The 24687-nt window shown below is 37.9% G+C and carries 30 protein-coding genes, 1 other RNA gene and 2 other annotated features; of the genes, 27 read left to right on the top strand and 4 right to left on the bottom strand.

Annotated features, from left to right (window positions below; genetic code table 11):
• Positions 1-212 precede the first annotated feature (212 nt).
• The 10 genes from ADU73_RS03845 to ADU73_RS03805 all read left to right on the top strand — a co-directional run bounded on the left by ADU73_RS03845 (position 213) and on the right by ADU73_RS03805 (position 7204).
• The gene (locus ADU73_RS03845; RefSeq protein ID WP_046872025.1) at positions 213-809 is read left to right on the top strand and encodes a sigma-70 family RNA polymerase sigma factor; all 597 of its coding nucleotides are present in this window, start codon (positions 213-215) and stop codon (positions 807-809) included.
• A gap of 123 nt (positions 810-932) precedes the next feature.
• Complete coding sequence (rpmG, locus tag ADU73_RS10320; protein WP_080945499.1) at positions 933-1082, top strand: 50S ribosomal protein L33; 150 nt, start codon at positions 933-935, stop codon at positions 1080-1082.
• A 13-nt stretch (positions 1083-1095) separates the two neighbouring features.
• Positions 1096-1263 carry a preprotein translocase subunit SecE gene (secE, locus tag ADU73_RS03840; RefSeq protein ID WP_046871044.1) on the top strand — a complete coding sequence of 56 codons (168 nt, stop codon included), beginning with the start codon at positions 1096-1098 and terminating at the stop codon, positions 1261-1263.
• Positions 1264-1406: 143 nt separating this feature from the next.
• The gene (gene nusG / locus ADU73_RS03835; RefSeq protein WP_046871045.1) at positions 1407-1955 is read left to right on the top strand and encodes a transcription termination/antitermination protein NusG; all 549 of its coding nucleotides are present in this window, start codon (positions 1407-1409) and stop codon (positions 1953-1955) included.
• A 156-nt stretch (positions 1956-2111) separates the two neighbouring features.
• The gene (gene rplK / locus ADU73_RS03830) at positions 2112-2537 is read left to right on the top strand and encodes a 50S ribosomal protein L11 (protein ID WP_046871046.1); all 426 of its coding nucleotides are present in this window, start codon (positions 2112-2114) and stop codon (positions 2535-2537) included.
• 88 nt (positions 2538-2625) lie between these two features.
• On the top strand, positions 2626-3315 hold the full coding sequence (rplA, locus tag ADU73_RS03825) for a 50S ribosomal protein L1 (protein ID WP_046871047.1): 690 nt from the start codon (positions 2626-2628) through the stop codon (positions 3313-3315).
• A gap of 50 nt (positions 3316-3365) precedes the next feature.
• Positions 3366-3488, top strand: a sequence feature (ribosomal protein L10 leader region).
• Positions 3489-3513: 25 nt separating this feature from the next.
• Complete coding sequence (rplJ, locus tag ADU73_RS03820; protein ID WP_046871048.1) at positions 3514-4020, top strand: 50S ribosomal protein L10; 507 nt, start codon at positions 3514-3516, stop codon at positions 4018-4020.
• Between the two features lie 36 nt (positions 4021-4056).
• Positions 4057-4425: a 50S ribosomal protein L7/L12 gene (gene rplL / locus ADU73_RS03815; protein ID WP_046871049.1), complete on the top strand. Its 369-nt coding sequence runs from the start codon at positions 4057-4059 to the stop codon at positions 4423-4425.
• A gap of 265 nt (positions 4426-4690) precedes the next feature.
• Positions 4691-4944, top strand: a binding site (T-box leader).
• Between the two features lie 59 nt (positions 4945-5003).
• On the top strand, positions 5004-5846 hold the full coding sequence (locus ADU73_RS03810; protein ID WP_046871050.1) for a homoserine O-acetyltransferase/O-succinyltransferase family protein: 843 nt from the start codon (positions 5004-5006) through the stop codon (positions 5844-5846).
• A 110-nt stretch (positions 5847-5956) separates the two neighbouring features.
• On the top strand, positions 5957-7204 hold the full coding sequence (locus tag ADU73_RS03805) for a homoserine dehydrogenase (RefSeq protein WP_046871051.1): 1248 nt from the start codon (positions 5957-5959) through the stop codon (positions 7202-7204).
• Between the two features lie 61 nt (positions 7205-7265).
• Here the strand turns inward: ADU73_RS03805 and ADU73_RS03800 are convergent, their stop codons facing one another.
• The 4 genes from ADU73_RS03800 to ADU73_RS03785 all read right to left on the bottom strand — a co-directional run bounded on the left by ADU73_RS03800 (position 7266) and on the right by ADU73_RS03785 (position 11458).
• Positions 7266-7844: an LOG family protein gene (locus ADU73_RS03800; RefSeq protein ID WP_052694474.1), complete on the bottom strand. Its 579-nt coding sequence runs from the start codon at positions 7842-7844 to the stop codon at positions 7266-7268.
• Between the two features lie 63 nt (positions 7845-7907).
• The gene (gene nrdF, locus ADU73_RS03795; protein ID WP_046871069.1) at positions 7908-8927 is read right to left on the bottom strand and encodes a class 1b ribonucleoside-diphosphate reductase subunit beta; all 1020 of its coding nucleotides are present in this window, start codon (positions 8925-8927) and stop codon (positions 7908-7910) included.
• Between the two features lie 25 nt (positions 8928-8952).
• Positions 8953-11118 carry a class 1b ribonucleoside-diphosphate reductase subunit alpha gene (gene nrdE / locus ADU73_RS03790; RefSeq protein ID WP_046871053.1) on the bottom strand — a complete coding sequence of 722 codons (2166 nt, stop codon included), beginning with the start codon at positions 11116-11118 and terminating at the stop codon, positions 8953-8955.
• 109 nt (positions 11119-11227) lie between these two features.
• Entirely contained in the window at positions 11228-11458 is a 231-nt protein-coding gene (locus ADU73_RS03785) for a redoxin NrdH (RefSeq protein ID WP_046871054.1), read from the bottom strand.
• 300 nt (positions 11459-11758) lie between these two features.
• On the opposite strand from ADU73_RS03785, the gene ADU73_RS03780 reads away from it, so the two are divergent.
• The 17 genes from ADU73_RS03780 to ADU73_RS03700 all read left to right on the top strand — a co-directional run bounded on the left by ADU73_RS03780 (position 11759) and on the right by ADU73_RS03700 (position 24621).
• Complete coding sequence (locus tag ADU73_RS03780) at positions 11759-12382, top strand: class I SAM-dependent methyltransferase (protein WP_056986262.1); 624 nt, start codon at positions 11759-11761, stop codon at positions 12380-12382.
• The gene (gene tadA / locus ADU73_RS03775; protein ID WP_046871055.1) at positions 12372-12890 is read left to right on the top strand and encodes a tRNA adenosine(34) deaminase TadA; all 519 of its coding nucleotides are present in this window, start codon (positions 12372-12374) and stop codon (positions 12888-12890) included. Before ADU73_RS03780 ends, tadA begins: the two co-directional genes overlap by 11 nt.
• A 28-nt stretch (positions 12891-12918) precedes the next feature.
• Positions 12919-13005, top strand: an RNA gene (gene ffs, locus ADU73_RS03770) — signal recognition particle sRNA small type.
• A 75-nt stretch (positions 13006-13080) separates the two neighbouring features.
• Positions 13081-14868: a DNA polymerase III subunit gamma/tau gene (dnaX, locus tag ADU73_RS03765; protein WP_062913189.1), complete on the top strand. Its 1788-nt coding sequence runs from the start codon at positions 13081-13083 to the stop codon at positions 14866-14868.
• A 19-nt stretch (positions 14869-14887) separates the two neighbouring features.
• Positions 14888-15202, top strand: a complete 315-nt coding sequence (locus tag ADU73_RS03760; protein WP_046871057.1) for a YbaB/EbfC family nucleoid-associated protein — start codon at positions 14888-14890, stop codon at positions 15200-15202.
• A gap of 15 nt (positions 15203-15217) precedes the next feature.
• Entirely contained in the window at positions 15218-15817 is a 600-nt protein-coding gene (gene recR, locus ADU73_RS03755) for a recombination mediator RecR (protein ID WP_046871058.1), read from the top strand.
• Positions 15818-15881: 64 nt separating this feature from the next.
• On the top strand, positions 15882-16535 hold the full coding sequence (gene tmk, locus ADU73_RS03750) for a dTMP kinase (RefSeq protein WP_046871059.1): 654 nt from the start codon (positions 15882-15884) through the stop codon (positions 16533-16535).
• A gap of 5 nt (positions 16536-16540) precedes the next feature.
• Complete coding sequence (locus ADU73_RS03745; RefSeq protein WP_062903832.1) at positions 16541-16870, top strand: cyclic-di-AMP receptor; 330 nt, start codon at positions 16541-16543, stop codon at positions 16868-16870.
• 23 nt (positions 16871-16893) lie between these two features.
• Positions 16894-17901, top strand: coding sequence for a DNA polymerase III subunit delta' (gene holB, locus ADU73_RS03740; RefSeq protein ID WP_046871060.1), 1008 nt, complete (start codon positions 16894-16896; stop codon positions 17899-17901).
• Between the two features lie 38 nt (positions 17902-17939).
• Positions 17940-18284, top strand: coding sequence for a DNA replication initiation control protein YabA (locus tag ADU73_RS03735; protein WP_046871061.1), 345 nt, complete (start codon positions 17940-17942; stop codon positions 18282-18284).
• A 13-nt stretch (positions 18285-18297) separates the two neighbouring features.
• A complete protein-coding gene (gene rsmI / locus ADU73_RS03730) occupies positions 18298-19188 on the top strand; it encodes a 16S rRNA (cytidine(1402)-2'-O)-methyltransferase (RefSeq protein WP_046871062.1) in 891 nt (296 codons plus the stop codon).
• Between the two features lie 154 nt (positions 19189-19342).
• Positions 19343-20101, top strand: a complete 759-nt coding sequence (locus tag ADU73_RS03725) for an acyl-[acyl-carrier-protein] thioesterase (RefSeq protein WP_046871063.1) — start codon at positions 19343-19345, stop codon at positions 20099-20101.
• A gap of 63 nt (positions 20102-20164) precedes the next feature.
• Entirely contained in the window at positions 20165-21160 is a 996-nt protein-coding gene (galE, locus tag ADU73_RS03720) for a UDP-glucose 4-epimerase GalE (RefSeq protein ID WP_062913188.1), read from the top strand.
• Between the two features lie 115 nt (positions 21161-21275).
• Complete coding sequence (tsaB, locus tag ADU73_RS03715; protein WP_046871065.1) at positions 21276-22001, top strand: tRNA (adenosine(37)-N6)-threonylcarbamoyltransferase complex dimerization subunit type 1 TsaB; 726 nt, start codon at positions 21276-21278, stop codon at positions 21999-22001.
• Entirely contained in the window at positions 21985-22560 is a 576-nt protein-coding gene (gene rimI, locus ADU73_RS03710; RefSeq protein WP_046871066.1) for a ribosomal protein S18-alanine N-acetyltransferase, read from the top strand. Before tsaB ends, rimI begins: the two co-directional genes overlap by 17 nt.
• Positions 22561-22567: 7 nt before the next feature.
• A complete protein-coding gene (gene tsaD / locus ADU73_RS03705) occupies positions 22568-23605 on the top strand; it encodes a tRNA (adenosine(37)-N6)-threonylcarbamoyltransferase complex transferase subunit TsaD (RefSeq protein WP_046871067.1) in 1038 nt (345 codons plus the stop codon).
• Positions 23606-23625: 20 nt separating this feature from the next.
• Positions 23626-24621 (top strand): serine hydrolase domain-containing protein, encoded by a 996-nt coding sequence (locus tag ADU73_RS03700; RefSeq protein ID WP_056986265.1) that lies wholly within the window; start codon positions 23626-23628, stop codon positions 24619-24621.
• Positions 24622-24687 lie beyond the last annotated feature (66 nt).

Raw genomic sequence — 24687 nt, 5'->3', positions numbered from 1 at the left:
CACAAAGAGGACAGATGTCCTTTTTTATTTTTCTGATTTTCAAAACAGACAAAAAACCGGTATTAGTTATTCACCAATACCAGAAAGTGCAGACCCATTGAAATCATCGGTAATTGTTATTTTTTTACGAAAAAGTTTAAACGCACGTTCGCTTGTCGGTAAGGTGTATCTTTGATATATTATTTTTTGAGGAGGCTGGTTAGGAGTAATTAATGTCAAACTTTAACCGGCAAGTTGATGAAGACCGTGAAGCTGAATTAATTAAAAACAGCAAGATGGGTGACTCAGCTAGTTTTGAAATCCTGTTTCGGCAATATTGTCCAATTGTGATTCATATTAAGGATAAGTACTTTTTACGCACATATGATTTGGACGATTGGTTGCAAGAAGGGCGAATTATATTCTTTAATACTCTTGCAAATTACGATACGAAGCGGCATATTACCTTAGGAAAATATTTTCAGGCTAACTTTCAGAACCGAGTTTATAGTTTAATTCGTCGAGAAATGGCGGTTAAACGGCGCTCAGATTTATTCTGTAACTCGTTAGAAACAATGAAAACTGAAAGCGGAGAATACGAGCGCCTTTTTATGACAAAACATGGTGGCCCTGATGAATTGGTGGTGCTGAAGGAAAATTGTGAACGATATTATTCTGATCTCTCAAGATTTGAGGCCCAAGTTTTTAAATATTATTATCAGGGCAAACATTCAGTGGAGATCGCAAGTTTATTACATTGTGAGGTTCCTCGAGTGTCGAATGCAGTTAGTCGTTGTCGCAATAAATTTGCCAAACGGGTTTCAAAGTGAATGATTTAAAAAATAGAGTGTGAGCTCTATTTTTTTGCGTTTAAGGAAATATATATCACGTTGAAATTGACATAGAGGGTTGCAAATGATAAAGTTAAGTCTGATTAATTAGGGAGATAAACTATGTCACAAAAACAAATTGCGTTAGCTTGTTCAGTTTGTGGATCACGAAACTACACAGTGGCTGCTAATCCCAACCGAACAACAAGGTTAGAAGTTAAAAAATATTGTAAACACTGTAATAAGCATACTATACATCGAGAAACACGCTAGGAGGAAAAGTTCAATGAAATTTATTAAAAGTGTTATCCAAGAGATGCATGAGGTCACGTGGCCCAATGCACGTCAACTTCGTAAGGATTCTTCTTCTGTCATTGGACTATCGGTATTCTTCGTTGCTTTCTTTGCCTTAGTAGATTGGCTAATTCAGCTATTATTGAGCTCATTAAAGTAAGCAATAGCGTTAGTTATGTTTTTTTGGTACAATGAGTGTGTTGGAACTTCGTGTAGACGGAGTTTTTTTATTTTGTTTAGATATTGAAAATAAGAGTTTGTGGTAAAAAAACTAGTCATAAATTTTGAAGAGGAGAAATAAAATTGGAAACAACTGAGAAAAATTGGTACGTTTTACATACTTATTCAGGTTACGAAAATAAAGTGAAGGCTAACTTGGAGTCCCGTTCACTTTCTATGGGAATGGAGAATAATATTTTTCGCGTCGTTGTTCCTGAAGAAGAAGAACACGAAACTAAAAATGGTAAAGACAAAGTAACAATGAAAAAGGAGTTTCCAGGTTATGTTTTAGTGGAAATGGTTATGTCTGATCAGGCTTGGTATATTGTTCGAAACACACCCGGTGTAACTGGATTTGTTGGCTCGCATGGATCTGGAAGCAAACCATCACCACTGTTACCAGATGAAGCAGAGCGTATTCTTCGTCATTTGGGAATGTCCGTTCGTCACGCTACCATTGACGTCGAAGTTGGAGAAACAGTTAAGATCGTTGATGGCGCATTCTCTGGTTTAACAGGTAAGATTACTGAAGTTGACAATAAAAATATGACGCTTAAGGTTAATATTAATATGTTTGGTCGTGAAACAAGTACTGAACTTGATATGGAACAAGTTGATAAACTTGATTCATAAATCAGAAAAATGGTTTAAGTTATAGTGAATTCAAGATTGTTCTTTTGATTCTTGCATGGTATACTTTAAAAGTATGCTTTGCATATAGACACGCGTGGGAGAGGAAATTTAAATCCTCATCATAACCACACACGGACTTATAAGGAGGTATGTCTCGTGGCAAAAAAAGTCGCAAATTTAGTTAAATTACAAATTCCTGCTGGAAAAGCAACCCCAGCTCCACCAGTTGGTCCTGCATTAGGTCAAGCAGGTATCAATATTATGGGATTTACAAAGGAATTTAATGCACGTACAGCTGATCAGGCTGGGATGCTTATTCCTGTTGTAATCACTGTTTATGAAGATCGTTCATTCGATTTCGTTACAAAGACTCCACCTGCTTCTGTTCTCTTGAAGAAAGCTGCCGGTGTTGAACATGGTTCTGGTGAACCTAACACGAACAAGGTTGCAACTGTAACCAAGGATCAAGTTAAGGAAATCGCCGAAACAAAAATGCAAGATCTAAACGCCGCAAACGTTGAGTCTGCAATGCGCATGGTCGAAGGTACTGCACGCAGCATGGGCTTTGATGTTAAAGACTAAGTTGTTGTAGTCGGATACTCCGTTAAAATGGATGTATCAAGTGGGAGGAAAATCCGATAAAACCACATTTGCAAGGAGGAAAACACAGATGGCAAAAAGAGGTAAAAAGTATCAAGATGCTTTAAAGCAGGTTGATATTACAAAAGCATATGCACCAAAGGAAGCTTTGGAATTAGTTAAGAAAATTGACTTTGCTAAGTTTGATGCAACCGTTGAAACAGTATTTAAATTAAATGTAGATACAAAACAGGCTGACCAACAATTGCGTGGCGCCGTTGTTTTGCCAAACGGAACTGGTAAAGAACAAACAGTTATCGTTTTTGCTAAGGGTGAAAAAGCTAAAGATGCTGAAGCTGCTGGTGCTGATGTTGTTGGTGATGACGACTTAGTACAACGGATTCAGGGTGGCTGGCTTGATTTTGACGTTGCCGTTGCAACACCTGATATGATGGCACAAGTTGGACGTTTGGGTCGTGTACTTGGACCTAAAGGTTTAATGCCTAACCCTAAGACAGGGACTGTCACAATGGATGTTAAGAAGGCCGTTGAAGAATCTAAAGCTGGTAAGGTGACTTACAGAACTGACCGTGATGGTAACGTTCATGTGCCAATTGGTAAGGTATCATTTGATGCTGACAAGTTGTTAGGCAACTTAGATGTCATTGAAGAAACAATTGTTCATGCACGTCCAGCATCTGTTAAAGGAACTTATGTAAGCAACGTTTCTGTTACTTCAACATTTGGGCCTGGCGTTCATGTTGATCTTTCACAATTCTAAATTGAATTGAATGTTGACATGGAAGTTGTTTCTATGGTAACTTGGACTAGTAATTATAATTGAATTTGCCTAAGACTCAGGTGACGTTGGTTCGTCTTAATTTTACCTGCCGAGGAACGTAGAAATGTATATTTCCGCATCCGAAGTCTGGGTGCGGATTTTTTATAGTTTTTAAAAACTTGCTGGAGGTGAAAATTAATGAGTAAAGAAGCAATTGCTAAAAAAGCTGTTGTTGTCGATAAAGCTGCTGAGTATTTCAGTAATGCTGCTTCTGCAATCGTTGTTAATTCTCGTGGATTAACTGTTGCTGAGGATACAGAGTTACGTAAAGAGTTACGTGATGCTGGTGTTACGATGCATGTGATCAAGAACAAGATCTTGACTCGTGCTGCTGACAAAGCAGGTTATTCCGATTTAAACGATGTCTTTGTTGGACCAAGTGCGGTTGCATTTTCTGATGAAGATCCAGTTGCACCTGCTAAGATTTTGAAGAAGTTCGCTGATGAACATGATGCTCTTGAACTTAAGGGTGGCATGATCGAAGGTAAGGTAGCTTCAATCGAAGAAATTGGAGTTTACGCTTCAATGCCTAGCCGTGAAGACTTGCTCAGCATGCTTGCTAATGTATTACAGGCACCTGTACGCAATGTTGCATACGCTGTTAAGGCTGTTTCAGACAAGAAGTCTGAAGAAGACGCTGCTTAATTTAAATTAGACAAACAAAAATGGAGGATACAAACAATGGCATTAGATAAAGACCAATTTATTGAAGACTTAAAAGGTGCTTCAATTACAGACTTAAACGATTTAGTTAAAGCTATCGAAGACGAATTCGGTGTTTCAGCATCTGCACCAGTTGCTGCTGCAGGCGCTGATGGTGGCGATGGTGCTGCTGCAAAGACAACATTCACTGTTGAATTAACAGAAGCAGGTTCAGCTAAGGTTAAAGCAATCAAGGCTGTTCGTGAAATTACTGGACTTGGCTTGAAAGATGCTAAGGACCTTGTTGACAAGGCACCTTCAGCTATCAAATCAGATGTTTCAGAAGACGAAGCAAATGATGTTAAAGCTAAACTTGAAGAAGCTGGTGCTACAGTTACTGTTAAGTAATTTGAGCATAGCTAAGAGGAATCTACATTTGTGGATTCCTCTTTTTTTTGAATACTAACAAACTAGAAATACTGGTTTTGTTAGTGTTGAGCGATCGTTGAAAATGAGAATAATTTTTTCCCTTCCTGTAAATTGCTTTAATAGATTTTTTTGTGGGAAAAGGTAGATTAGATTTCAATGCTTTGAAATTTAGAATATGATCGAATTTTGAAATTCGTTATTGACTTTGATATGAGCAAATGCTAAATTAAGTTAACGTTAAAAGCATTAAACGTTGATGAGAAGAGTAAGATTGGAAAACTTCTTAAAGAGAGCCTCAATTGGTGTAACGAGGTGTTGTTTAAAAATCTGAAAATGAGCTCGGAGTTGGTGATCGGTCACTGTTTGGCTGATTTCCCGGTAGTAACCGATACATTACGGAGCATTCCTGGTTTTTAACTTTGGAGTGCTTACTGAGTTTAACATGATAATATTATGTATTAAAAATTGGGTGGCACCGCGAAAGTCTTCGTCCCATAATCTTTTATAAGATTATGAGATGAAGACTTTTTTATTTTGTACAAAAGAAGGCCAATAGCATGACAGCAAACGCGATAAACGGATTTTTGAATTTTAATCAAAAGTGGCAAAATGCGGCAGAGTTGAATAATCCCTTAAGTGTCCTTGTTCTAAATTTAATGCCGACTAAACAGGCAACAGAGCGTCAGTTTTTAGAATCTTTTAATCACATGAAACAAGATGTTAGGTTTACCTTTGCTTATCCAGAAAGCCATTCTTTTAAGGGCACGTCACGCACGGCAATGGCTAGTTCATATCTCAAATTTAGCGATGCCGCGCAAAAAGATTACGATGCTTTAATTATTACTGGAGCACCTGTTGAAACTTTGAACTTTGAGCAGGTTGATTATTGGCAGGAGTTCAAACAAATTATAGGTTGGTCTCATGAGCATGTGAAGCAGACCTTATTTGAGTGTTGGGCCTGCCAAGCTGCGTTGAAAGTTGAATTTAATGTTAAGAAAAGAGATTTACTTGAAAAAACATTTGGAATTTATTCAGCAACGCAAATTAATTTAAAAAGTCCCCTTGTTAAAGGATTTGGTGTTGAAAATCAGTTAAGGATGCCCCAATCTCGGCACACTAATATTGAACAGACGCATGGTGTAGAGGTTATTGCAAGCAATGACAAGATTGGACCAATGATTCTTTATGCACCGCAAATAAACCAAACTTATTTGACCGGTCATCCGGAATATGAGGCAGATACACTAAAAATTGAATATGAACGAGATTTGGGGAAAAAGCAGCGAATCCAGATTCCTACAAATTATTTTGATGATCAGAACAGAATTCGCTATACGTGGAAAAGGAGTAGTCATCTGATCTATCAAAATTGGCTTAACTTGATCCATCGAAAAAACTAATAATTTTTTAAAAAGTACAGTTTATGCCAACGGACAATGACATAGAAAAAATTTAATTAGCAAGTCTAATCAAACAACAATAAAATTTTGAATTTATAGGAGGCCTGGATATGACAGATATTTCAGTTGGTATGCTTGGTTGTGGAACAGTTGGAACAGGGGTATTGACGCTTTTAAAACGTGGGGCTAAACAAATTGCTGAATCGTTGAATGTGCATTTTAAAGTTAAAAAAATTGCAGTTAAGCATCCTGACAAAAAAAGAGACACTGAGTTAACAGAAAATATGCAGTTTACCGGTCAAATTGAAAATGTTATAAATGATCCTTCAATTCAAATTATTATTGAAGTTATGGGAACACTTAACGAGGCCTATGATGCAATTTATCAGGCAATTAGCAACGGAAAGTCTGTTATCACTGCTAATAAGGAATTAATTGCTTTAAAAGGACCACAATTGACTAGGCTTGCTCATGAAAAGCATGTTGATTTATATTACGAAGCTAGTGTTGGCGGTGGGATTCCAATTCTTCGTGTTTTAAGTGATAGTTTAATTACTGACCAAATTACGGGATTAACTGGCATTGTCAATGGAACTTCTAATTACGTTTTGAGTGCTATGAAAAACGATCATAATAGTTATGAAGAAAGTTTAAAACAGGCCCAAGAGCTCGGATACGCAGAAACCAATCCTGTTAATGATATTGAAGGTTTTGATGCCGCCTACAAACTAGCGATTTTAAGCCAGTTAGCATTTGGACAAACAATTAATTTAAAACAGTTAAATCGAAAAGGAATTGGACAAATTACTACTGAGGATATTAAGGGGGCCTCTCGTTTGGGATTGACCATCAAGCCAATTGTAATCGCACGAGAAAAACATCACGAATTGTATACGTTAGTGGGGCCGGTTGCAGTTTCTAGACAGTACCCACTAGCGACCGTCAATGGCGTTGAAAATAGTATCTTAGTCACTAGTACCGCATTGGGTACGACATCTTATACGGGGCCTGGAGCTGGCTCTGAGCCGACGGCAAATAGTGTAATGAGCGATTTATTGACGGTTACCCATCACTTGTTGTTAGATGAGAGTGGTACAAGTTTTAATATACCTGTTAATCACATTAAGGAACATTCTTTACTGGATCTTCCTTTAAAATATTTTGTTGCAATAAATGAAACGACTGTAGATAAACTTGAATCTTTTATAAATCATTCTGAATATATTGAAAACGTGGTTAGAATTAATCATTCTTATTTTCTTATTACTTCTAGTTTAGTGAAAGGAAAGAAAGCAGAATTAGTGGCCTTTTTTAATAAAGAAACAAAAGGTAGTCGTTTTTACCCTCTTTTGAAGTAAAGCCACCGATGCACATCTCTTGTTGAGACTTACATCGGTGGCTTTTGGTTTACTGGATATGTCAATTCGTCCATTTATTTGGTTGGGTATGTTGAAATCTTGCCAGTCGCTCAAATAAATCTGGAACATGATGAGCAGTAACAAACAAATTTAAATTTTCTTTAGGCGCGAATCCCGCTTCACAAGCATTGGTTAATAATTGAATTAGTGGATCATAAAAGCCATCTATATTTAGTAATGCAAGGGGTTTTTGGTGAAGATTGATTTGGCTCCAAGATAACAGTGTTAAAAATTCTTCGAACGTCCCAAAGCCGCCTGGTAATGCAATAAAAGCATCAGATGCATCTAACATGTATTGTTTTCGTTCGGAGATATCAGCAGTTGTAATGATTTTATCATCTGGAATTCGGGTCAGTTTTTCGTTTACAAGTATTTTAGGGATCACGCCAAGAATGTCTCCGCCCTTATTTAAAACTTCATTTCCAAGTACTCCCATGAGTCCCAAACGGCCACCACCATACACAAGTCGTTGATGGTGAAGGGCAATATAATCTGCAAGTTCAATGGTACCCTTCTTATAATTATCATCATAGCCAGTATTAGATCCACAAAATACACAAATTGATTGGATTGATTTCATATTGATAGCTCCATTCTAAAAAAAACGTCACTTAGTTAGTAAACTAGTGACGTTTTTTTAGGTTTATTTCTTATCTTTTGGTTCGCCAATGTCATAGTCTTTATCAGACATGGTTTCAAGTTTTCCTAATCGATAGCCATTACCAACCTGTGAGAAGAAATCATGATTAGCAGTTCCTGTAGAGATTCCGTTCATTACAATTGGATTTACATCAGCTTCGGTATCAGGGAAGAGAGGATTTTGTCCTAAGTTCATCAAGGCCTTGTTTGCGTTGTAACGGGTAAAGGTCAATACTTGATCTGTCCAGCCAACTTGGTCATATAAAACATGGACATATTTTTCTTCATTATCATAAAGTTCATACAAGAAGTTAAACATCCAGTCTTTAAGCTCTTGTTGTTTACTTTCTGATAATTCTTTCATAGCTAACTGAAATTTATAACCAATGTAAGTTCCATGGACAGATTCATCACGAAGGATTAACTTAATGATTTCTGCAACGTTAGTTAACTTATTGTGGCCAAGGTAATAAAGGGGTGTAAAGAAACCAGAATAAAATAAGAAAGTTTCCAAAAAGACACTCGAAATCTTTTTCTTTAGTGGATCACCATCATCATGGTAAAGGGTGTAAATTTTCTTTGTTTTATTCTGAAGAAATTCTTCACTGTCACTCCATGAGAAGATTTCATCAATTTCGTCTGGCGTATTAAGAGTCTCAAAAATTGATGAGTAACTCTTTGAATGAACAGATTCCATAAATTGAATGTTGTTTAATACAGCAGTTTCGTGAGGCGTTCGAACGTCTTTTCTTAAAGCCGCCATCCCGTCTTGAGATTGAAGCGTATCAAGTAAGGTGAGACCACCAAAAACATGGCCAACTACCCATTTATGATCCTCGTCTAATGTACGCCAGTCATCAAGATCGTTAGAAATGGGAATTCTAGTATCAAGCCAAAATTGTTCTGTTAACTTTTCCCATGTTGCCTTATCAATTTCATCGGAAACTTGATTCCAATTTATTGCTTTATAATTACCATCTTTGTTCCATTTGATTGGATTTAAATCTGCAAAAGAATCTGCCATTATTTTTGTTCCTTTCTGAACTAAATTAAATTGAACAACTTTCACATTGATTGACGCCAACTTCACCGTCATTATCGGTGAATGTTCGAATATAATAAATAGATTTAATTCCCTTATTATAAGCATAGTTACGCAGAATGTTCAAATCCCTTGTGGTCATCTTATTTGTTCGGCCATCTTTCCATTCGTACATGCCTTCTGGGATTGTTGATCGCATGAAGAAAGTCATACTCATCCCTTGATCGACATGTTGCTGAGCGGCTGCATAGATATCAACAACTTTACGCATATCAATATCATAGGCAGACTGATAATATTTCAAAGTACTGTTGTCAAGATATGGAGCTGGGAAGTAAATTTTGCCAATTTTCTTTTCCTGACGTTCTTCGACGCGATTAACGATTGGTTGTAAACTAGCGGTTGCATCATTAATGTAAGAAATGGAACCCGTTGGGGCAACAGCCATTCGATTTTGATGATAAAGGCCATCTTTCATAACGGCTTCTTTTAATGCTTGCCAATCAGCTTGAGTTGGAATATCAATCGTTTTGAAGAGTGACTGCACTTTTTCAGTTTTTGGACCCCAATCTTTCGAAACGTATTTATCGAAGTAGCTTCCATCCGCATACTTACTTTTTTCGAAATTGTGGAATGTTGTGTGACGTTCACGTGCAATTTTATTAGAAGCTTTTAAAGTCCAATAGTTTAGCAACATGAAATAAACACTTGTGAAATCAAGTGAATCGGCATTTCCATAAAACATGTGGTTCTTGGCTAGATAACCATGTAATCCCATTGCACCTAAACCAATTGTGTGTGCCAGCGCATTTCCGTTTTGAATGGAAGGTACCACACTGATATTAGAATGATCAGTTACAAAGGTTAAAGCACGAACCATTGTTTCAACAGAGTGGCCAAAATTAGGTGTATTCATCATATTGACAATGTTGGTTGAGCCAAGATTACAGCTAATGTCAGTTCCCATTGTTGTGTATTCTTGTTTGTCATTAATTTCAGAAGGAGTCTGAACTTGCATGATTTCAGAACACAAATTGCTCATCACAATTTTACCGTAGATTGGATTATCCCGGTTTGCTGTATCAACGTTGACAACATAAGGATAGCCGGATTCTTGTTGTAATTTAGAAAGCTCATTTTCGAGATCACGAGCTTTGAGTTTCGTTTTTGTGATATTAGGATTAGCGACCATATTGTCATACTCAGCAGTAATGTCGACATAAGAGAAGGGTTTGCCGTAAACTTTTTCAACTGAGTAAGGACTAAACAAATACATATCTTCATCATGCCGGGCTAAGTCGTAAAATTTATCTGGAATAACCACGCCTAGAGAAAGTGTTTTAACTCGGATTTTTTCATCGGCATTTTCCTTTTTTGCGGATAAGAACGAAATAATGTCCGGATGGAAAATATTGAGATAGACCACACCAGCACCTTGACGTTGACCTAGTTGGTTAGCATAGGAAAAACTATCCTCTAACAATTTCATGACAGGGACAACGCCACTAGCGGCACCTTGGATTCCTTTAATAGGCGCACCAGCCTCCCGCAAGTTGCTCAAGTTAATCCCAACGCCACCGCCTAATTTTGAAAGCTGGAGGGCAGAATTAATGGTTCGTCCAATTGCATTCATATCATCAGTTGCTTGAATTAAGAAACAAGAGACAAGCTCACCGCGTTGTTTTCTGCCCGCATTTAAGAAGCTAGGCGTTGCCGGTTGGTAGCGTTGATGAATAATTTCATCGGCAATGGACATGGCAAGATCTTCGTCACCATCAGCAAAATAGGTCGCATTCATAAAAACGCGATCAACAAAATGTTCCAAGTAGTAGCTGTTGTCGTTAGTTTTTAAAGCATATTGCGCATAAAATTTATAGGCAGCCATAAATGATTTAAAATGGAAATCTTGCTTGTTTAAAAAATCATACAGTTTTTGTAAAAATTCAGGAGAATACTTCTTAATGGATTCTTCCTCGATGTAATCATTTTTAATGAGATAATCAAGTCGATCTTGTAAGGAATCGAATTTCATTGTGTTAGGATTTACGTTTTCTTTTAAGAAGGCGGCTAGGGCCTCATGATCCTTGTTTAGAGGAATCTGATTGTTAACTGGAATGTTAATTTCATTATTTAAATCGTAGTATGTGACATCTTTAAGGTTCTTAAGACTCATAATTTCACGCCTTTCTGGGATCCTGTCTAAAAATGGAATAAATAAAAAAACGCCTAGCTGTGACAAGCAGCACGGTGCTTTTTAATGGTCTAACAAATATGTCGATCTGTTAGATGGCAAGTTGTTTTAAAACGTCTGGCCGGAATCCAGCAATTGGTTCGTTACCATTAGATTCAACCACAGGAACAGCCTGGAATCCGCGAGATTTTAAATAATCAATGTAGTCAGGATTAGTGTTAATATTTCGTTCTTTAAAAGGAATATTGTGTTCACTTAAGAAACGTTTTGTCATCTTACATTGCATACAGTTGTTTTTTGTATAAATTGTTACTTCACTCATGTTGCTCACCCTCAATTTCTCGGTACTTTTGTGTTTTTTGGAATACCTTCAGTATACAGCATCCTATGTAAAATTCAATGAAAAGACCACCATATTTAGTGTCATTTATGTTACGTACACTAAATATGGTGGTCTAATAAGGTTTCAAAGAAATTTTTTTTGCTTGGTTTATTAAAAATAACTCGGAAGATCATTTGGACTCGGCCTAACGCTAAGTTAGGTGTGAATTCATTTAGATAATCCTTTATAATAGAAATCAGAATATGATTCCGATGAAAAACAAATAAAGGAAGAAATTAAATGACTGAATATTATTATACACAAAATCCAGATGTTTTACATGAGAAAACACAATGGCAATTTAAATTACTTTCGCATAATTTGACTTTTAATTCTGACAATGGTGTTTTTTCAAAACGAACAATTGACTTTGGTACGCGCACTTTGTTAGATGCGGTTGATTTGGAGGATTTGAAGCAAGGTGATGTATTAGATGTTGGTTGTGGTTATGGACCGATTGGACTGGCAATTGCGAAGGCCATTGACGATGTTCACGTTGACCTTGTGGATGTAAATTTAAGGGCGTTAGATTTATGTAAACAAAATGCAGCGCAAAATGGCATTCAAAATATTGAAATTTGGGAATCAGACACTTATGAAGCAGTTTCAAAAAAGAATTATCATACAATTTTATCTAATCCACCGGTTCGGGCTGGCAAACCAGTTGTCACAAAAATTTTAACGGGTGCATTTGATCATTTACAGGTTGGTGGGTCATTACTAATTGTTTTACAAAAAAAGCAAGGTGCACCCTCCGCAAAAAAAACAATGACGCAAACTTTTGGCAATGCAGAAATTATTTTAAAACAAAAAGGCTATTACATTATTAAAAGTGTGAAAGAGAAGGTAGTCGATGCAAAATGAATTGTCACCAAATCGAGAGCTTTATTTTATGAGTTTAGCATTCGAAGAGGCAAAAAAAGCCAAACTTATGGGTGAAGTGCCAATTGGAGCAGTTGTTGTTCATAACAATCAGATTATTGGTCGCGGTCATAATTTGCGAGAAAAAAATCAAGACGCGACTGCCCATGCAGAAGTGTTAGCGATTCAGGCAGCTTGTCGAACTTTAAATAGTTGGCGCCTATGGGACTGTCAATTATTTGTCACAGTGGAGCCATGCATGATGTGTAGTGGTGCCATTATTAATTCACAACTCCCAGAAATTTATTTTGGTACACGCGATCCTAAAGCAGGGATGGTTCAAAGCTTGTATCAACTTTTGAATGATCAGCGTCTAAACCACCAGGTACGCGTTTCTGAGGGACTTTTCCAAAAAGAATCTAGTCAAATTATGCAGGACTTTTTTCGTGAAATTCGGGATCGGAGAAAGAAGTTCAAAAAAAGTAAACAAATTAGTAGAAATTTTGAGTGATTTCGAGTATTATTAATAGTGCCGAGAGGCCTTAAGGCAAGGATGGACTCACGAATTGTGTCAGATCCGGAAGGAAGCAGCACTAAGTCTGCTCTGTCTTGTGCCTTAAGTTATTAGGAAATTGGTAAAACTCTTAGTCAACATGGCTAAGAGTTTTTTATATAGGTTACCAACTGAGAGGAATTTAAAAATGAGCTATCAGGCTTTATATCGCGTTTGGCGACCACAACGATTTGATGAAATCGTGGGCCAGCAAGTGATTACCCAAACATTAAAAAATGCCTTAATAACCGATCAAACTAGTCATGCTTATTTGTTCACAGGGCCACGGGGAACCGGAAAAACATCAGCCGCTAAGATATTTGCCAAGGCAATTAATTGTCGTCATTTAAAGGACGGAGAACCTTGTAATGAATGTGCAACTTGTAAAGCAATTACCCAAGGTCGATTAAATGATGTGATTGAGATCGATGCCGCTTCGAATAATGGTGTTGAGGAAATTCGTGATATTCGGGATAAGGCAAAGTATGCGCCGACGGAAGCAGATTACAAAGTTTATATTATTGATGAAGTTCATATGTTATCTACAGGGGCATTTAATGCTTTATTAAAAACATTGGAAGAACCACCAGCTAATGTGGTTTTTATCTTAGCAACCACTGAACCCCAAAAGATTCCTTTGACGATCATTTCCAGAACGCAGCGATTCGATTTTCGAAGAATTTCAATCAAAGATAGCTATGACCGAATGGCTTGCATTTTGCAACAAAAACAAATTACATTTGATAAAAAAGCCTTATTGACGATTGCCAAGGCAGCTGAAGGGGGGATGCGAGATGCACTTAGTATCTTGGATCAAACCCTTTCGTTTGGTGATAATGAGATTACATTAAAAAACGCACTTCAAGTTACCGGGAGCGTTGGCCATGATCTGTTGAACACTTACGTTAAAGATGTCTCTGATCAAAAAGTCACATCTGCGTTGAACACACTGGAAAAAGTGTTAGCGGAAGGAAAAGATGCCAACCGTTTTATTGAAGATTTGATTAATTTCTGTCGAAATCTGTTGTTGTATCAACAAGATCCCTCACTTATTGTGGATCAAGAGTTGGGCGATGTGGATGAGCAGTTCAAATCATTTGCAGCTACGTTGAATGCAGAACGAATTTACCAGATGATTGATCATTTAAATGACACCCAACAGCAAATGCGGTTTACCACTCATCCAGATGTATATATGGAAGTTTTAACGATTAAATTGGCTGAACCAACTAAGGTAGCTAAGTCTGAAACTAATTTGCAGACAGTTACGGCAGGTGCGGATCAAGCACCAGTAGCAGCAACTGAGGGTGAACTTGGACAACTAAAAGATCAGGTAAAAGAATTAACGAATCAGGTTAAGAAGTTAGAAGGGCAAAGCCAGACAACTTCAAAACCGGCTGGTCAGAACAAGACAGTACGTAGTAATACAAGCAAACGTAAACAAGGCGTGAAACCAAATTTAACAAAGATTTATCCAGTTTTGGCCAACGCAACGAAACAAAATTTGGTACAATTAAAGGAGATTTGGCCAGATCTAATTGCAATGTTGGACGTGACACAGCGGGCATTGATGCACGTAGCTCAGCCAGTAGCAGCTAGCGAGTCAGGTGCTGTAATTGCTTTTGATTATGCGTTCTTATATGAAAAGGCAGCTGATGATGGTGATTTGCGTCAGTTGTTGAGCGAAGACATTGACAAATTAGTGGGTCATGATTTAAAAATTGCTTATGTAGATGCAGAGCAATGGCCAGAAATTCGTAAAAGTTATATTCAGCAGCACAAAGATGATTTGCAAAGTAACGAGTCTGAGTCAGATGAAACAAATGATGAAGAAACATCAAAAAGTGAGACTGCTTCTCAAACTGAACAAGATCCAGTAGTTACGCAAGCAGAGACGCTATTTGGTTCAGAAACGGTAGAAGTTAAAGATGATTAGTTAGAAAGGCGGAGTTAATATGCGCGGTGGAATGGGAAATATGCAAGGTATGATGCGTCAAATGCAAAAGATGCAAAAAAAGGTCACTGAAGAACAAGAAGGTCTTGATACAACAGAATTTACAGGAACGGCACCGGATGACATGGTAAAGGTAACTTTTACAGGTGACAAAACTATGAAGGATATTGCTATTAAGCCTGAAGCAGTTGATCCAGATGATGTCGATATGTTACAGGATTTGATTGTGGCAGCAGTCAATGATGCTATGAAAAAAATTACTGATGAGACAAACAAAACAATGGGCAAATACACAAAAGGTTTGCCAAAAATGTAAGAGTGAGGGGCTATAATGCAATATCCAGAGCCAATTGCGAAATTAATTGATAGTTATATGAAATTACCAGGAATTGGAGAAAAGAGTGCAACCCGGTTAGCATTTTTCACGATTAATATGGATCAGGATGATGTGACGGAGTTTGCTAAGGCATTGGTATCTGCAAAGCGTGATCTTCATTTTTGTAGTATTTGTGGAAACATTACCGAAGATGATCCTTGTGAGATTTGTCGAGACAAATCGCGTGATCAGGGAACTATTCTGGTTGTTGAGGATCCTAAAGACGTGATGTCAATGGAAGAAATGAAAGAATATCATGGTCTTTATCATGTGCTACAAGGTGTCCTTTCGCCAATGGAAGGAAAGGGCCCTGAAGATTTAAATATTTCTAGTTTGCTTAAACGATTGCAAAAAAATCAATCTGTTAAAGAAGTTATTGTAGCCACAAATGCAACTCCAGAAGGTGAAGCCACGGCAATGTATTTGTCACGACTCATTAAGCCAGCGGGAATTAAAGTAACCCGATTAGCACATGGATTATCAGTTGGTAGTGATATCGAGTATGCGGATCAAATGACTTTATTTAAAGCAGTTGAAGGTCGTACAGAGATGTAAAGTGTGCCGAAACATGCATGACATACTTTCAAGTATGTAATTAATCAAAAAGTGAGATGGCATTTTGACAGGAAAATTTATTTCGTTTGAGGGACCGGATGGTGCAGGGAAGACAACGGCCTTAAATACCATCGTGGCTGATCTAAAGCCCCAATTGAAAAAACAGTTAATTGTAACGCGTGAACCAGGTGGTAATCGGATTTCTGAAGCAATTCGAGATATTATCTTAGATCGTCAAAATACAGAGATGGATGATCGGACCGAGGCCCTGCTTTATGCAGCTGCCCGTCGACAACACATTGTGGAGACGATTGAACCGGCATTAAAAGCTAATAAACTAGTGTTATGTGATCGTTATATTGACAGCTCAGTTGCTTATCAGGGAGCCGGACGTGAAATTGGCGAGCAAGAGGTTTATCAAATGAATCTTTTTGCCACGGCCGGTTTATTGCCGGACTTAACCATTTACTTTGATGTCCCCTCTGAAATTGGGTTACAACGAATCATGACGCATCGAACTGATGAGATTAACCGTTTAGATGTTGAGCAATTATCGTTTCACAAGCGTGTTCGAGCTTCTTATTTAAAGCTCGCTAAGGAAAATCCGAAACGGATCAAATTGGTCGATGCAACTCAAAGCAAAGGTAAAGTTGTTTCAGATGTTGAGACGATTATTCGGAAAACCAATTCAGAATTCTTTAATGAATCAGGAGAGTGACAAATATGAAATTAATTATTGCGATTGTTCAAGATAAGGATGCAAGTCAATTAAGTGAGCAGTTTATTGATGCCAATATTCGGGCAACAAAATTGTCTACGACTGGTGGCTTTTTAAAAGCTGGAAATACGACTTACATGATCGGTATTGACGAAAAACGAGTTGATGAAGTTTTAACAATGGTTAAGGAATCTTCACATAGTCGTGAAGAGTTTATGACCCCACCTGTAAACTTGGATGCTAGCATGGAAGGTACAACAGCTTATCCAGTTAAAGTCCAGGTTGGTGGTGCAACAGTGTTTGTCCTCCCAATTGAGAAATTCAAACAATTCTGAAGCAGTCAGTAGAGGAGTAGCAGATGACTGAAGAAGTTGGAATCCAAAGTACAGTTAAAGAAAAGCAACCAGAATTAGTTGAACATTTTGCAAAGGTCATCGCGGCGCATAAATTGGCCCATGCCTATTTGTTTGCTGGTGAATCAGGGATTGGAAAAGACGAATTGGCAACCTGGATTGCGATGCGTCTTTTTTGTTTAAATGTTCAAAATGATATGCCTTGTGGAAAATGCCAAGAATGTCGAAGAATCAGTACAAATCAGCATCCAGATGTGATTGTTGTTAAACCTGATGGACAAAGTATTAAGGTTGACCAGGTTAGATTTCTAAAATCTGAGTTTACTAAGAGTGCGGTTGAGGGAAATCAAAAGATATTTATTATTTCTGATGCGGATAAAATGACGTCTGGAGCTGCAAACAGTCTTTTAAAATTTATTGAAGAACCAAGTCCTAATGTGACTGCGTTTCTGCTAACAACTAATAAGAATTTGATGTTACCAACCATCATCTCTAGAACTGAAGTAGTAGAATTGAAGCCATTGGTACCGGCCCAGTTTAAGGCTCAATTACAAGGAAAAGGAATTACGCCTAGTTTAATTGCGATGACTATGAACCTAACTAATAGTGCCGTAGAAGTCGAAAATTGGTTGGCGGATGACTGGTTAACACTAGTCCAATCTGCGGTTAGTCGTTGGTTTTTATTAGTTTTCCAAAAAGATATGCGAGCATTCGTTGAAGTTCAGGCTAAAATTACAGGTTTGGCAAAAACTAAAGAAAATCAACAATTAATTTTGGATATTGTCATGTTGTATTGCCGTGAAGCCTTGATTTTAAAAGTGAATCCAAAAAATTCGCGATTAAGTTTTCCAAATCAGGATGCACAAATTGAAAAAGGACTTACACAAAAATCAGAAAACAGTTTGATGGCGGCCACAGAACAAGCATTGCAAGCTAAAAATTTGTTAAATCGTAATGTGAGTTTTCAAAACGTTTTAGAGGCGTTAACCATCAAACTATGTCGTGTTTATTGAGTCATTCTAAGATTAAAGACTGTGAATGAGGTGAAACTGTGAATAAACGAGAGATGTACGAAAGCTTTGATGGTCTTCAAGAAGAATCAAAAAAAATGTCAGATCAAATTGAAGAATTGCAAAATGGACTGACTGAAATTCTTGAAGAAAATGCGGAGCTGGTTATCGAAAACGAGCATTTACGTGAGCAATTAGGTAAATATGAGCAACCATCAAAAAGAGAGACTTCCAAAAGTACTAAACATGGTCTTTCTAAATCTCGTAAAAACTTAGAAAAGTTATATGGTCGTGGCTATCATGTTTGCAATGAATGGTTTGGCAAGCATCGTGAAAATGACGAACCATGTGCCTTTTGTCTTGATGTCATTTATGGTGATCGGTAAGGAGACTGAAAAAGTGCAATCACAAAAAAGTTTTGCAAAAGATCAAGCTAGTGGGACATTGTATTTAGTGCCAACGCCAATTGGTAATCTTGGTGACATGACATTTAGAGCCGTTGAGATATTAAAAGAGGTTGATATTATTGCCTCAGAAGATACCCGAAACACGCAAAAACTACTCAATCATTTCGAAATTGAAACCAAACAAATCAGTTTTCATGAATACAATACTCATGAGCGGGTTCCGGAGTTGGTTGAACGTTTGAAAAATGGTGAGACCATTGCCCAGGTCAGTGATGCCGGAATGCCCTCAATTAGTGACCCCGGACATGATTTGGTTGTGGCATGTATTAAACAGGGTATTACGGTTGTTCCGTTGCCAGGAGCAAATGCAGGACTAACTGCCTTGATTGCTTCTGGTTTGGAACCCCAGCCGTTTTATTTTTTCGGGTTTCTTAATCGAAAACCTGTGGAGCAAAAGCGTCAATTAGAAAAGTTAGTTAATAAAGAAGAAACCCTCATTTTTTATGAGGCACCCCATCGGTTGAAAAAGACTTTAACCAATATGAGCAGCATATTGGGCAAAGATCGATCAGCGGTGTTGTGTCGTGAGCTCACAAAGAAATTCGAAGAGTTTTTACGCGGAACCTTGGCGGAGCTGTTAGAATGGGCTAATGACAATGAGATTCGCGGTGAATTTGTAGTAATTGTGGAGGGCAATAGTCATGCTGTTCAACCCGGTGAACAATTACCGGAAATTCCCATCGAGGATCAGATTAATAATTTGATTAGTGCCGGCGAGAAGCCAACTGCTGCAATTAAAAAAGTTGCTAAATTGCGGGGGTTAAAAAAGCAGGATGTTTATGCACTGTATCATCATTTAAATGATAAAGATCAGCCTGATTAAGAGTTTTGAATTTTTAATTTTTTTAAATGTGTTTAAACAACAGATAGACAGTTGTTTAGAGTTATATTTTTGTGGTATAAATCGTGGCTATTCCGCGTTTTGAATCTAGCGTAAACTAGATTGTTTTAAACCACTAATTCAAGAGGAGATTGACATGGCAGGGAAAAAATTTAGTGAAACACATAGATTGGTTTATTATGATGGCGATCGAACCTCGCGAGCTTCAATTCCAATGCTGATAAATTTAATGGTGTTAGCTTCAGAGGATCAAAGTGAAGAATTAGGAGTGGGCACGCCAGAAGTTTTAAAATATGGTGTAGGTTGGGTGGTTACCCAGTATTCCATCGAAATCAATACTTTGCCTAAAATCGGGACAACGATTCATTTGTCTACCGAAGCTACTGCTCATAACAAATTCTTTTGCGAACGTCACTTTGGAATTGAGGACGAATCTGGAAAGCCACTATTGGAGGCCAACAGCAATTTTGTTCAGATGAATCATAAAACACGACGGATGGGGAAACTCATTCCTGAGTTGATTGATCCATATGGTAGCGATGAAGTGAAACGATTAACGCGGTTACCGCGCGTCCAAAAAATTCCTGATGGTCAAAAAGTTTTAAAAAAACAGTATGCGGTTCGCTATTTCGACTTGGATACCAATGGCCATGTGAATAATTCGCATTACTTTGAATGGTTGCTGGATGTTTTGCCGGCTGACTTTTTACAAACGCATATGCCGACGCATTTAAATATTCAATATCATAAAGAAATTCAATATGGACATACTGTCGTGAGTGAAGTAGCAAAAACAACTGGTGAAAATGATGAAATGGTAACTTTACATAGAATGTCGGTGAACGGTGAAATCTATTGTGAAGCGGATTGTAGTTGGACATCGATAGCCAACTAACGACCAAAAAGCCTACTTATATGTTATAATTGTGGCAAAGTCTATGGAAACGGAGTGACATAAATGGCAATTTTAGTACTTGGTGGTGCAGGCTATATTGGTTCACATATGGTCAAACGATTGATTGAGCAAAATGAAGATGTGGTTGTTATTGATAACTTGGTAACGGGACATCAACAAGCAATTTCAAAGCAAGCGCGTTTTTATCAAGGGGACGTTAGAGACCGAGAATTCTTAGATCAGGTCTTTACCAAAGAAAATATCGATACGGTTATTCATTTTGCGGCTTTTTCAGTGGTTCCTGAATCAATGAAAGACTCGCTAAAGTATTTTGATAACAATACAGGTGGCATGATTAATTTACTGGAAGCTATGCATGCGCATCATGTCAACCGAATCGTATTTTCTTCCACTGCGGCCACATATGGTAATCCTAAAAATGATACGATTAAAGAAACAGATCCACAGAATCCAATTAATCCTTATGGTGAAAGCAAACTTATGATGGAAAAAATTATGCATTGGGCAGATGTTTCCTATGGCATTAAATTTGTAGCTCTTCGCTACTTTAATGTTGCAGGAGCTGCTGCGGATGGCACAATTGGTGAGGATCATAACCCTGAAACCCATCTCATTCCGATTGTTTTGCAGGTGGCTTCTGGAAAACGCGATGAGTTGCAAATATTTGGAGACGACTACAAAACACCAGATGGTACAAATATCCGTGATTATGTGCATGTAACTGATCTGGCCGATGCTCATATTTTAGCGATGAAGTATCTTCAGACTGGTAATGATAGTGATGCATTTAATTTAGGCTCTTCCACAGGATTCTCTGTAAAACAAATTCTAGAAGCTGCACGAGTTGCAACTGGCAAAGAAATTCCAGCCAAAATTGCAGCTCGTCGTGGTGGAGATCCTGATACGTTAGTTGCTAAAAGTGACAAAGCACGAAAGGTCTTACACTGGCAACCACAGTATGATGATATTCACGAAATCATTAAAACCGCTTGGAATTGGACGCAAAAGCATCCAAATGGTTTTGAGGATCAAAAATAAATGCAGAGAACTCGACAATCGGTGATGATTTGCGAGTTCTTTTTTATCAATGCTCATTCTTCGGAAAAATTGTGATAAGATATTTAAAGAATAGAACGAGAAAAGGAAATTTGTTATGAAATTATTGGCGTTAGATACTTCAAATCGGCCGTTAAGTGTAGCGGTTTTGGATGATGGACAATTACTGGCAATGACAACCACAAATATTCGTAAGAATCATAGTATTCAGTTGCTACCAATTATTGAAGCTTTGGTGAAACAGGCTGGCATAACGGTGCAAGATTTGGATCGGATTGTGGTAGCGGATGGACCGGGATCATATACTGGGCTTCGGATTGCAACGACGACTGCCAAAACACTAGCCTATACTTTGAATATTGACCTCGTGGCAATTTCTAGCTTACGGGCTTTAGCCGCAAACGTGATCGATGAAAATCGCCTCATTGTGCCCTTATTTGATGCACGAAGAGAAAATGTCTTTGCCGGGATCTATGAACGAACTAGTGATGGGCTAGTATCTGTTATGGATGATCAACATTTGTCTATTAAAGAATTGGCCGCCCAATTATTAGGCATGCAAAAGCCTGTCTGGTTTGTGGGTCAGGATGTGGCCACCTATGCCGCGTTTGTGCAAGATCAATTGGGTTCTAATTTTCATCAAGTATCGGATGCATTAAATCTTCCTAACGCTTTTGCTCTCGGAAACCTCGGATTGCATGCCGAACCAGTGGCTCATCCATTTAATTTTGTGCCACGATATTTACGGCTGACCGAAGCGGAAGTTGAGTGGAAGAAACGTCATCCACAAGAGGACACGAAACCATATGTTGAAAGAAATTAAAGAATTAATAAAAAATCGCCTTTTTAATCGTACAAAACGGTTGAGAGAACAGGCTTTTGAAATCCATGATCATGTAGTTAAAATCGAAGCAGATACGTATTTTATTGCCAAAGCAATGATTACGGATATTCCTGAGATTTTAAATGTGGAACGTTCCGTCTATGAAGGGCAGACACCATGGGATCGAGTCGCATTTTCTACCGAACTTCGCCGTAAATTTGATCGGCTTTATTTGGTTATCCGTTATCATGATCGGATGCTCGGATTCATTGGTGCTTCTTTTGATGATCGAACGGCCACGGCCCACATTACGAATATCGCTGTGGTACCAGATAAACAGAATCATGGAATTGGTGCATATTTATTGAAAACGATGATCGGCAAGGCTGAATATATTGGATATAAGAAAATCACCCTTGAAGTCAGAAAAAGCAATGTGCGGGCACAGGCACTTTATTTAAAAATGGGATTTGAAAAAAATGGAGTTAAAGCACATTATTATTTCGGTGACCATGAAGATGCAATTGATATGACTTTAACATTGGGCCAAAAGGATTAGGAGAATTATGACTAAAAAGAACTTAATTTTAGCATTTGAATCGAGTTGTGATGAGACAAGCGTGGCTGTTATTGAAAACGGCGAAAAGATATTGTCAAATATTGTTGCAACACAAATTAATAGCCACAAACGTTTTGGTGGTGTGGTACCGGAAGTTGCTAGTCGCCATCATATTGAGCAAATTACCATTTGTATTGACGAGGCACTGCAAAAAGCACACGTCAAAACGAGTGATTTGACTGCGGTGGCCGTTACATATGGGCCCGGATTGGTTGGTGCATTATTGGTTGGCGTATCAGCAGCTAAATCATTTGCGTACGCGAATGATTTACCACTGGTTCCAGTAAATCATATGGCTGGCCATATTTATGCAGCGCGATTTGTGAAACCAATTGTTTTTCCTTCCATGGCACTGTTAGTTTCTGGTGGACATACAGAACTTGTTTATATGCCGTATGAAAATGAATTTCAAATTATTGGCGAAACGCGTGATGATGCAGCTGGAGAAGCCTATGATAAAATTGGACGAGTTTTAGGAATAACTTATCCTGCAGGCAAGCCAATTGATGAGTTAGCCCACCAAGGAAAGGATACTTTTCACTTTCCACGGGCGATGGTTCATGACGATAATTTTGATTTTAGTTTCAGCGGATTGAAGAGTGCTTTTATTAATACAGTTCATCATGCTGATCAAGTAAATGAAACGTTAAATCGGGCAGATTTGGCAGCCAGTTTTCAACAGAGTGTGGTAGATGTTATCGTTAAAAAAACTTTGGTGGCTTGTGAAAAGTTCTCGATTAAACAACTTGTTTTGGCAGGTGGGGTTGCTGCTAATCAGGGGCTCAGAGAAACATTGTCGAAAAAGCTTAGTGAAAAACAGCCAGATTTGGATTTTGTCAAAGCACCCTTAAAATATTGTGGTGATAATGCGGCAATGATTGGCGCTGCCGGTTATGTAGCAATGAAACACAATGTTTTTGCCGATGCAAGTTTAAATGCGGAGCCAAGTTTGGAATTTGATTGGGTGCCAGATGCCATCAAATAAGATGAAGCGGGGACAAAAGTATGACAGAAAATAAATTTACAAAAATGAAAAATGAAATTGATGCAATTATTGATCGCGGCGATGTTTATGGCGCTTCGTTTAGTTTTATTAATGAAACTAAAATTGATAGTTTTTATCATGGATTTCAAGGAAAAGATATTTTTGCAGAACGTTTAGATCCATCGATGATCTATGATGTCTCCTCTTTAACGAAAGTGGTTGCCACAACGACTCGTGTTTTTCAGCTGTTAGCTGTTCATGAGTTGGGTCTGAAAGATTCTGTTACTGCTTATTTGCCGGGATTTTTGCATCCTGAAGTGACCATCGAAAACTTATTATTACACAACAGTGGATTACCGGCTGATGTGGACAATTTGCATAGCCTAACGGGTGTAGAACTTGTAAAAAAGATTTATGAAGATCCACTAGTTAGTAAGCCAGGTGAAAAAACAATTTATTCTGATTTAGGTTTTATTTTATTAGGGTTAATTATTCGGACATTAAATGGTTCTATTGACCGAAGTGTTCAGGACCATATTTGGTATCCGCTTGCCATGACAAATACAGGATATAATTTAAATCGACCAAAGTCACGATTTGTTCCTACTGAAGTCGATCCTCAGCGTGGCCAAATTCAAGGGCAAGTTCACGATTATAAGGCGTTATTATTAAACGGTGAAAGTGGACATTCTGGCCTATTTTCAACACTTAGTGATTTAACTGTGTTTACCGAAATGATGATTAATCGTGGGAAGTATCAGAAAAAAGAAATTTTAGACCCGAATTTATTTGATTTAATGGCTAGTTATGACGAAAACGGGCGAACATTGGGATGGCGTCGACTTAACCATAAGGAACAGTACGTACAAACTGGGTACACCGGCACTATTTTGGCGTTTGATCCAGTTAAAAAGCAAGGATTTGTATGTTTGACAAATCGAATTTATCCAACGCGTGATGATAAACGTTGGAACCAAGATCGCGATCGTTTATTGAAAATGTTTTTTGAAAATTAATTGTTTCTACAAAAGAAGGTACAAACTCAGTCAAGTGAGTTTGTACCTTCTTTTAGTCGATGATGT

Source organism: Pediococcus damnosus (assembly GCF_001611155.1).
In the GTDB taxonomy this organism is placed as follows: domain Bacteria; phylum Bacillota; class Bacilli; order Lactobacillales; family Lactobacillaceae; genus Pediococcus; species Pediococcus damnosus.
Note: the sequence above shows the minus strand (reverse complement) of the source record. Positions and strands in the feature narration are given on the sequence as shown.